Source organism: Streptomyces phytophilus, assembly GCF_013870535.1.
Lineage (GTDB): Bacteria > Actinomycetota > Actinomycetes > Streptomycetales > Streptomycetaceae > Streptomyces > Streptomyces phytophilus.
On record NZ_JACBXC010000123.1, the window covers coordinates 1 to 9,164 of the forward strand.

Sequence of the window (9,164 nt, forward strand, 5' to 3'; positions counted from 1 at the left end):
GCCGGGCCGCGGGCACCGCACGGAACACCCAGCTCCGGTAGGACCAGAAGCGGAACAGCGACGCCACCCCGATGCCCAGGAACTTGAAGACGTTGTTCTGCAGCGGGGTGTCCCAGTCGAACCCGTACGTGGCCACGTACAGCACGCCGTTCTCGATGACGAGCCCGGCGGTGCTGAAGACCAGGAACAGCGTGAACTCGCGCGGCGGCCGGGTCTTGTCCCGGTCGCGGTACGTGAAGTACCGGAAGCCTATGTAGTTGAAGACGATCGCGACCGCCGTCGCGATCATGCTGCAGCGGACCACGGGCAGCTCCGTGGTGTTCCGCACCAGGTTGAAGACCGCGAGGTTGACCAGGACGCCGACGCCCCCGACGGCCGCGAACTCGGCCACTTCGCGGCTCAGGCGCCGCAGCCGCGATGCCCCCGGGTGCCGTGCACTCTTCAAGATCGTCAGACTCCGATGGTCGGTGGCGTTCCCCTGGCCCTGGTCTTCTCCGGGCGGGCCGGAGCCCTCATGCTAACCGGGCCCGCCGACGGAGGGGGCGGGTCCGCCCGGCCCGGCCGATACCCTGGGGTGCGTGACATTCCCGGTAGTCGGCATGATCGGCGGGGGACAGCTCGCCCGGATGACCCACCAGGCAGGCATCCCCCTCGGCATCAGGTTCAAGCTCCTCAGTGACACCGCCACGGACTCCGCGGCCCTGGTGGCGGGCGACACCGTCGTCGGCGACCACCGCGATCTGGAGACGCTGCGCGAGTTCGCCCGCGGCTGCGACGTGATCACGTTCGACCACGAGCACGTGCCGACCGGGCACCTGCGCGCCCTCCAGGCCGAGGGCGTCGCGGTCCGGCCGGGGCCGGACGCGCTGGTGTACGCGCAGGACAAGGGCGCGATGCGGGCCCGGCTGACGGAGCTGGGCATCCCCTGCCCGCGGCACCGGATCGTGGCCGGCCCGGCGGACGTGGCGCGCTTCGCGCACGAGGGGGGCGGCTTCCCCGTCGTGCTGAAGACGGTGCGCGGCGGGTACGACGGCAAGGGCGTGTGGGTCGTACGTACGGAGGAGGACGCCGCGGAGCCGTTCCGCGCGGGCGTCCCGGTGCTGGCCGAGGAACTGGTCGACTTCCGCCGCGAGCTGGCCGCGAACGTCGTCCGCTCGCCCAGCGGCCAGGCGGTCGCGTACCCGGTGGTGGAGTCCGTCCAGGTCGGCGGCGTCTGCGACACGGTCCTCGCCCCGGCGCCCGGGCTGGCGCCGGAGGCCGCCGTGCGGACGCAGCAGCTCGCGCTGAAGATCGCGATGGAGCTGGACGTCGTGGGCCACCTCGCGGTGGAGCTGTTCGAGGCGACCGGCCCCGGCGGCGAGCCCCGGATCCTCGTCAACGAGCTGGCGATGCGTCCGCACAACTCCGGCCACTGGACCCAGGACGGCGCCGTCACCTCGCAGTTCGCCAACCACGTACGCGCCGTGCTCGACCTGCCGCTGGGCGACCCGCGCCCGCGCGCGCCGTGGACGGTGATGGCGAACGTCCTCGGCGGCGACTACCCCGACATGTACCCGGCGTACCTGCACTGCATGGCCCGGGACCCGGGGCTGAAGATCCACATGTACGGCAAGGACGTGAAGCCCGGCCGCAAGGTCGGCCACGTCAACACCTACGGCGACGACCTGGACGAGGTGCACGCACGCGCCCGCCACGCCGCCGACTACCTGCGGGGGACGATCACGGAATGAACGGGATGGGCAGCGTATGAGCACGGGGAACGGCCCGCTGGTCGGCATCGTCATGGGCTCCGACTCCGACTGGCCGGTCATGGAGGCGGCGGCGCAGGCACTCGCCGAGTTCGAGGTCCCGTACGAGGTCGACGTCGTCTCCGCGCACCGGATGCCGCGCGAGATGATCTCCTACGGCGAGCAGGCCGCCGGCCGCGGGCTGCGCACCCTCATCGCCGGCGCCGGCGGCGCGGCCCACCTCCCGGGCATGCTCGCCTCCGTCACCCCGCTCCCGGTCATCGGCGTCCCGGTGCCGCTGAAGTACCTCGACGGCATGGACTCCCTGCTGTCGATCGTCCAGATGCCGGCGGGCGTCCCGGTCGCCGCGGTCTCCGTGGCCGGCGCCCGCAACGCGGGCCTGCTGGCCGCCCGCATCCTGGCCGCCCACGACGAGGACCTGCGCGCCCGGATGACGGCGTTCCAGGAGGACCTGAACGCCCGCGCCCAGGAAAAGGGCACCCGCCTCCGCCGCAAGGCCGCTCCCGCCACCTGACACACCGTCCGGCCCGGCCCGGTCGCCCGGTTGTCAGCGTGCGCGGATACCGTGACCAGGTCACGGTATCCGCGCACGACGGAGGGCTCCCCATGACCGACGCGCCGACCGGCGAACTGCTCGCGCGTGCGCGCGAGGTGCTGCGCACGCACCCCGTCGTCGACGGGCACAACGACCTTCCCTGGGCCCTGCGCGAGCAGGTGACGTACGACATCGACCGGCGCGACATCGCCGTCGACCAGAGCGCGACACTGCACACCGACATCCCGCGGCTGCGGGCCGGCGGGGTGGGGGCGCAGTTCTGGTCGGTGTACGTGAGCACGGAGCTGGCCGGAGACGCCGCCGTGAGCGCGTGCCTGGAGCAGATCGACGTGGTGCGGCGGCTCGTCGACCGCTATCCCGGGGAGCTGCGGCTCGCCGCGAGCGCCGACGAGGTGGAGGCGGCGCGGGCCGACGGGCGGATCGCCTCGCTGATGGGGGCCGAGGGCGGGCACTCCATCGCCAACTCGCTCGCCACCCTGCGCGCCCTGCACCGCCTCGGCGTGCGGTACATGACGCTCACGCACAACGACAACACCGACTGGGCCGACTCCGCGACCGACGAGCCGCGGCACGGCGGGCTCACCGCCTTCGGCGAGGAGGTGGTCCGCGAGATGAACCGGGTCGGCATGCTCGTGGACCTCTCCCATGTGGCTCCGGCGACCATGCGGCATGCGCTGCGCGTCACCGAGGCGCCGGTCGTTTTCTCCCATTCGTCCGCTCGCGCCATGTGTGACCACCCGCGCAACATTCCTGATGATGTGCTGGAAATGCTCCCCGCCAACGGCGGTGTGGCGATGGCCACGTTCGTGCCGAAGTTCGTCCTGCCCGCCGCCGTGGCGTGGACCGCGGAGGCGGACGAGTACATGAGCGCCCGGGGGCTGGACCCGTTCGGCGCGGACGACGAAGCGGTCCGCGCGCGGCGTGCGTTCGAGGAGGCGAACCCGCGGCCGCGGGCGACGGCCGCGACCGTAGCGGATCATCTGGACCATATGCGCGAAGTGGCGGGAATCGACCATATCGGTATCGGTGGCGACTTCGACGGCACGCCGTTCACCCCCGAGGACCTCGCCGACGTGGCCGGCTATCCGCACCTCGTCGCCGAGCTGCTGGGGCGCGGCTGGTCGGAAGAAGACCTGGCCAGGCTGTTGTGGGGCAACGCGCTGCGGGTGCTGCGCGACGCCGAGTCGGCCGCGCGCGAAGTGGCCGCGCGGCGCGGCCCGTCGATCGCCACCATCGAACAGCTCGACGGCCCCGCGAGCCCTCCGGAGTGAGCAGTGTGACATAAGTCACTCACAGAATTCTCATGTCATGGGGCAATGTGTCCGACTCCTCTGATATCGACAAGTCTCCACCGGCGAGGGGGAATTGAGCGCGGCGCCGGATGCGGCGATTGTCGGGCTGATTCCGATGTGACGCGGAGAACGGCCTTGGTGACGGTTCACAGCTTGTTCTGTTTTCGGCTCTGTGTTTACGGTGCTCGCCGTGCTCGCGCCACCGATGCGGGCACCTCGTCGCCGTAACGCCGAATCCTGTCGGCGGCGACGGGCGGACACTTTCAGCTTTCACGGCAGGAGCGGGGGACCCAGGTAAGTGCCGTACTGCGCGCAAGCGCGGGACGGCTTGGGGTGAAGCCATGCTCCGCATGGCCGGGCATCTCCAGCTCGAACCCGACAGCTCACCTCGCAGGCGTCGGAGAGGAGCATGTCCATGTCCGCACGCGGACGTCACCGTCGCCTGGGCCGGATAGCCCGGGGCAGCAGGGCCCTCGTCATCACCGCCGGCAGCGCCGGCGTCGCCATCCCCCTCATCGCCGGCGGCCACGCCCAGGCCGCCTCCGTCGACACCTGGGACCGTGTGGCCCAGTGCGAGAGCGGCGGCGACTGGAGCATCAGCACCGGCAACGGCTTCTACGGCGGTCTGCAGTTCGTGCAGAGCACCTGGGAGGGCTACGGCGGCACCCAGTACGCGCCGCGCGCCGACCAGGCCACCAAGGAGCAGCAGATCGAGATCGCCGAGAAGGTCCTCGCCTCGCAGGGCCCCGGCGCCTGGCCGGTCTGCTCCGTCCAGGCCGGCCTCACCCAGGGCGGCCCCGCCCCGGATCTCTCCACCGGTGGTGGCGAGGAGGCCCAGCAGGAGAGCGAGCCCGAGGCGCAGACCGAGTCCGAGCAGCCCGCCCAGCAGGAGCAGGCCGCGAAGGAGGAGGCCCCGCAGCAGGAGCAGGCGCCGGAGAAGAAGTACGAGAAGGCCGGCACCTACACCGTCGTCTCCGGCGACACCCTGTGGGACATTGCTCGCAAGCACGGCATCGCGGGCGGCTGGCAGTCCGTCTACGAGGGCAACAAGGACGTCATCGGCGACGACCCGGACCTGATCTTCCCCGGTCAGAAGTACGAGTTCGACGGCGGCGAAGAGGTCACCCTGGAGGAGCCGGAGACCGCCTCGGCCCAGCCGTCCGCCGCGCAGCAGGAGGAGCCGGCGGCCGAGGAGCCGCAGCAGGAGGAGCAGTCCGCCGAGGCCGCTCCGGCGGGCGGGTTCTCCGCCCCGATCGACGCCGGCCTGTCCACCGCGTACCGGGCCGCAGGCGGCTCGTGGTCCAGCGGTTACCACACCGGTGTCGACTTCTCCGCCGGCACCGGCACCCCGGTCAAGGCCGTCAGCTCCGGCACCGTCGTCAAGGCCGGCAACGGCGCCGACGGCGGCGCGTACGGCATCGCCGTCGTGATCAAGCACGACGACGGCCGCTACAGCCAGTACGCCCACCTGTCGTCCACCTCGGTGAGCGTGGGCCAGAGCGTGGGCGCCGGCGACCAGATCGGCCTGTCCGGCTCCACCGGCAACTCCACCGGGCCGCACCTGCACTTCGAGGTGCGCACCAGCCCGGACTACGGCTCGGACGTCGACCCGGTCGCGTACCTGCGCGACAACGGCGTCTCCATCTGAGGGTCCCCCGTACGGCGCAGCCCCCCGTTTCCGGCGGAACGGGGGGCTCTGCCGTGCGCCCGCTACGCCGCCGGGCGGCCCATGGCGCGGAACGTCCAGCCCGCGGCGCGCCACGGCACCGGGTCCAGGGTGTTGCGGCCGTCGATCAGGTGCGGCCGGGAGACGACCTGCGCCAGCCGCCCCGGGTCGAGCGCGCGGAACTCCGGCCACTCGGTGAGATGCAGCACGATGTCGGCGCCGCGCAGCGCGTCCTCGGCGGAGGCGGCGTAGCTCAGGGTGGGGAAGACGCGGCGGGCGTTCTCCATGCCTTTGGGGTCGTAGACGGTGACCTGGCCGCCCTGGAGGTGGATCTGTCCGGCGACGTTGAGCGCGGGGGAGTCGCGCACGTCGTCGGAGTCGGGCTTGAACGCGGCGCCGAGGACGGCGATCCGGCGGCCGAGGAAGGTCTCGCCGCAGGCTTCGCGGGCGAGTTCGACCATGTGGGCGCGGCGGCGCATGTTGATCGAGTCGACCTCGCGGAGGAACGTCAGCGCCTGGTCCGCGCCGAGTTCGCCGGCGCGTGCCATGAACGCGCGGATGTCCTTGGGCAGGCAGCCGCCGCCGAAGCCGACGCCGGCGCGCAGGAACTTCTTCCCGATCCGGTCGTCGTAGCCGATGGCTTCGGCCAGCTTCACGACGTCACCGCCCGCGGCCTCGCAGATTTCGGCCATGGCGTTGATGAACGAGATCTTCGTGGCCAGGAAGGCGTTGGCGGCGGTCTTCACCAGCTCCGCGGTCGGGTAGTCGGCGACCACGAACGGCGTCCCGGAGTCCAGCGGTGCCGCGTACACCTCCCGCAGCACCTTCTCGGCGCGCTCGCTCGCTACGCCGACGACGATGCGGTCGGGGCGCAGGGTGTCCTCGACGGCGAAGCCCTCGCGCAGGAACTCGGGGTTCCACGCCAGCTCCGCCTGCGCGCCGGCGGGCGCCAGCTCGGCCAGCCGGCGCGCCAGCCGGGCCGCGGACCCCACGGGCACCGTCGACTTGCCGACGACCAGGCAGGGGCGGTCCAGCCGCGGCGCGAGGGTGTCGATCGCGGCGTCGACATAGCTCATGTCGCAGCCGTACTCGCCGTGCTTCTGCGGCGTGTTGACGCACACGAAGTGCACGTCGCCGAAGTCGGCCACCTCGTCCCAGTCCGTGGTGAAGCGCAGCCGCCCCGACGAGCCCTCGACCCCGGCGACGTGCTTGCGCAGCAGCTCTTCGAGACCGGGCTCGTACATCGGCACCCTGCCCGCCGACAGCAGCTCGACCTTCTCCTTGACGACGTCCAGGCCGAGCACCTCGAAGCCCAGCTCCGCCATCGCGGCGGCGTGCGTGGCACCGAGATAGCCGGTGCCTATCACAGTGATTCTCAACGACATCCGTGCAGGTCCTTCTGGTTATCGGCGGATTCGGCGGAGGCCGCGCCTGGCGGCGCTCCGCAGCGGGTTGGTGGCGTTCCGGCCTCCGGCGGAGGCGTCGGCGGGCGCCGTCTTCTGCGCGTCGGCGGCGGCCGTCCCGGTGGCGGAGGACGTGCCGGGCCCGGAGGAGTTCGGCCCGGCGGCGTCCTTCGCCGCCGCGGCGGCCTTGGTATCGAGCTTGGCCGCCTCGACGGCCGCCTTGGTGTCCATCGACGACTGCGCGAGCAGCGCCCCGATGACGGCCTGCGCCGCCGCGGCGGCCGGGATCGTCGCCTCGGGTGGAGGCGCGGCCCGTGCGCTCGGCCGCCTCGACAGCGATTGCGGGTCGCCGACGACGTTGACGCCGAGTGCGGTGATGGCGGCGGTCATCTCCGCGGCCAGCTCCGTGGCCTCGGCCACCGCCCACTCGGGAGTGGTGACGCGCGCCTCGTCGCGGCCCGGCTGGTACTTGTCGCGCATCCGGCGCAGCGCCCCGGCACGTACGACCTTGCCGTGCCGCTCCACCGACCAGCCGCGGCGGTGCGACTCCTCGTTGAGCAGCCGGACGAGTTCGGCCTCGCCGTGGGTCATCGACCGGTTGTCGCGCTCGTCGTAGACGAGGAACCCGGCGGGCAGCCCGGCGAACTCCTCGAAGACGCGCAGCTGCATCTGCTGGTCCGACTCGTCCTGCACCAGGACGGTCACGTTCTCCGGGCCCGCGGCCGCCGCCCAGCGGGCGATCAGCTCGTCGTGCCGGTGCCGACGCCAGAAGCTGGGCGTCGGCTCGATACACGGCTCGCGGTGGAACATGGCCTCCAGCCAGTCCTCGTACGACGAGCGCAGCCCGTTGCGCACGTACTGCTGCCACTGCGACGGCAGGATCTTCAGCAGCGGCCGCAGCGTGACGACGACGTGCACCCGCCCGCCGCCGCCGAGGTCGGCGACGACCCCGCGGGCGGCGTCGTCCCCGGCGTTGGAGAAGTACTCGCTGCTGATGACCGTGCGCCGGTCGCCGGCCTGCTCGCATTGCTGCACCAGCCGCCGCCAGCGCTCCATGCCGGGGCGGTCGCGCTGGAGGAACACGTCGAGCTCTTCGCGTACGGGCGTGCCCGCGGGCCCCGGGAACTCCACCCCGATCTTGGCGAGCGTCGCCGAGACGGGCTGCCGGTGGCTGCCGGCGTAGACCACGTCGTACGCGGCGAGCCGGTCGCGGGCGCTGTGGAACGCACCCTGCAGGGCCGTGGTGCCGGTCTTGTGCGGGCCGATGTGGAGGAGGCGCCCCCCGCGCGGCACCGTGGGCACCAGCGTCGGCGGTGTCGGCTGCGTCGGCATCAGGAGTCCTTCTCTCCGCGGACGCTCTTGGGCAACTGGCCGTCCAGCCACGCCGTGAGCGTCTGCATGTACGTCTCGGTGATGTGCTCACCGGCCCGGTACACGATCACGTTGCCGATGACGGCCGGGCAGGTACCGTCCGGGCACAGCTCGGGCGCGAGGTCGATGACGGGGACCCCGGTCCGCTTCGCCGCCTGCGCGGTGATCGGCTCGTATCCCTGCCCCTCGCGCAGCGGGAACGCGCAGTCGGTGAGTTGGTCGGTGGCTCCCGACACGCACGAGGGTATGTCCTGCGGCGGGTACGGGATGTCGGCGAACGCTGTGACGTCCGCCCCGTTCTGCTCCAGCTCGCGCAGCGTGGCGGACATCCCGTCGCGCAGCGCGGCGGTGTTGTCGCCGCCGTCGAGCTTGTCGCCGCCGCGCATGGCCGCCTGGTCGTCGCGGTTGCCGACGAGCACGAGGTCGGCCTGCTCGTCGGCGATGCGCTCGACGGCGGAGGCGCGCCAGTCGTCGCACTCGGTGTAGTCCCGCTCGTACTGCCGGTTGTAGATGGTGACCTTGGCGGGCGTGCAGGCGGACTTGGTGAGGATCACCAGCCGCCAGCCGCGCTCCTCGGCGATGGTGATCAGCGCCGGGGAGAACTGCGCGGCGTGCGAGTCGCCGAAGAGCGCCACGGTGGTGTCCGACTTCTTGTCGCCGTAGACGCAGCCCTCGGCCTCGGTGTCGCGCTGCCCGGCGTGGCAGCCGTTGCCGTACACCGCGCCCTCGTCGGCGTCGGCGTCCTCGGGCAGCGGGCTGAGCACGGAGGCGGACTCCTGGACCTTCGTGGAGTCCTGGAGCGCCGCGGCGCCGACGGCCTGCGAGGGGTCGGCGAGCTTCATGGTCGGCACGGTGGCCCAGGTCAGCCAGCCCAGCAGGGCGCCGGCCGCGGTGCAGGCGAGGCCCAGGACGAGTCCGCGGCCCACCGGCGCGAGTGCGCGCGAGACCCGTACCGGGTTCTCCACCAGCATGTGGGTGAGCGCCGCGGGCACCCAGCTCGCCGCGACGACGACCGCGAGCTGGGCGGTGCTGATGCCGGGCCACTTGACGGTCGCGAAGGCGACGGCCGGCCAGTGCCACAGGTACCAGGAGTACGAGATCCGCCCCACGTACCGCATCGGCGCGGTG

General features: G+C 72.3%; 8 protein-coding genes and 1 riboswitch. Of the genes, 4 read left to right on the forward strand and 4 right to left on the reverse strand.

Features of this window, described 5'->3' with window-relative positions:
* Positions 1-391 (reverse strand): GtrA family protein (locus tag H5J30_RS09485; RefSeq protein WP_181786915.1); only part of this gene is annotated, 391 nt, incomplete at its 3' end.
* Between the two features lie 187 nt (positions 392-578).
* On the opposite strand from H5J30_RS09485, the gene H5J30_RS09490 reads away from it, so the two are divergent.
* From H5J30_RS09490 to H5J30_RS09505, 4 genes are all read left to right on the forward strand, one after another.
* A complete protein-coding gene (locus tag H5J30_RS09490) occupies positions 579-1,730 on the forward strand; it encodes a 5-(carboxyamino)imidazole ribonucleotide synthase (protein ID WP_181786917.1) in 1,152 nt (383 codons plus the stop codon).
* Positions 1,731-1,746: 16 nt separating this feature from the next.
* Positions 1,747-2,262 carry a 5-(carboxyamino)imidazole ribonucleotide mutase gene (gene purE, locus H5J30_RS09495; protein WP_181786919.1) on the forward strand — a complete coding sequence of 172 codons (516 nt, stop codon included), beginning with the start codon at positions 1,747-1,749 and terminating at the stop codon, positions 2,260-2,262.
* Between the two features lie 92 nt (positions 2,263-2,354).
* Positions 2,355-3,575 (forward strand): dipeptidase, encoded by a 1,221-nt coding sequence (locus H5J30_RS09500; RefSeq protein ID WP_181786921.1) that lies wholly within the window; start codon positions 2,355-2,357, stop codon positions 3,573-3,575.
* Positions 3,576-3,814: 239 nt separating this feature from the next.
* Positions 3,815-4,008, forward strand: a riboswitch (cyclic di-AMP (ydaO/yuaA leader).
* A gap of 3 nt (positions 4,009-4,011) precedes the next feature.
* Positions 4,012-5,244 (forward strand): transglycosylase family protein, encoded by a 1,233-nt coding sequence (locus H5J30_RS09505; protein ID WP_181786923.1) that lies wholly within the window; start codon positions 4,012-4,014, stop codon positions 5,242-5,244.
* Positions 5,245-5,306: 62 nt separating this feature from the next.
* Here the strand turns inward: H5J30_RS09505 and H5J30_RS09510 are convergent, their stop codons facing one another.
* From H5J30_RS09510 to H5J30_RS09520, 3 genes are all read right to left on the reverse strand, one after another.
* Complete coding sequence (locus tag H5J30_RS09510) at positions 5,307-6,647, reverse strand: UDP-glucose dehydrogenase family protein (protein ID WP_181786925.1); 1,341 nt, start codon at positions 6,645-6,647, stop codon at positions 5,307-5,309.
* Between the two features lie 18 nt (positions 6,648-6,665).
* Complete coding sequence (locus H5J30_RS09515; protein WP_181786927.1) at positions 6,666-7,997, reverse strand: hypothetical protein; 1,332 nt, start codon at positions 7,995-7,997, stop codon at positions 6,666-6,668.
* On the reverse strand, positions 7,997-9,164 hold a 1,168-nt coding region (locus H5J30_RS09520), incomplete at its 5' end, for an acyltransferase family protein (protein WP_181786929.1). The genes H5J30_RS09515 and H5J30_RS09520, both read right to left, overlap by 1 nt.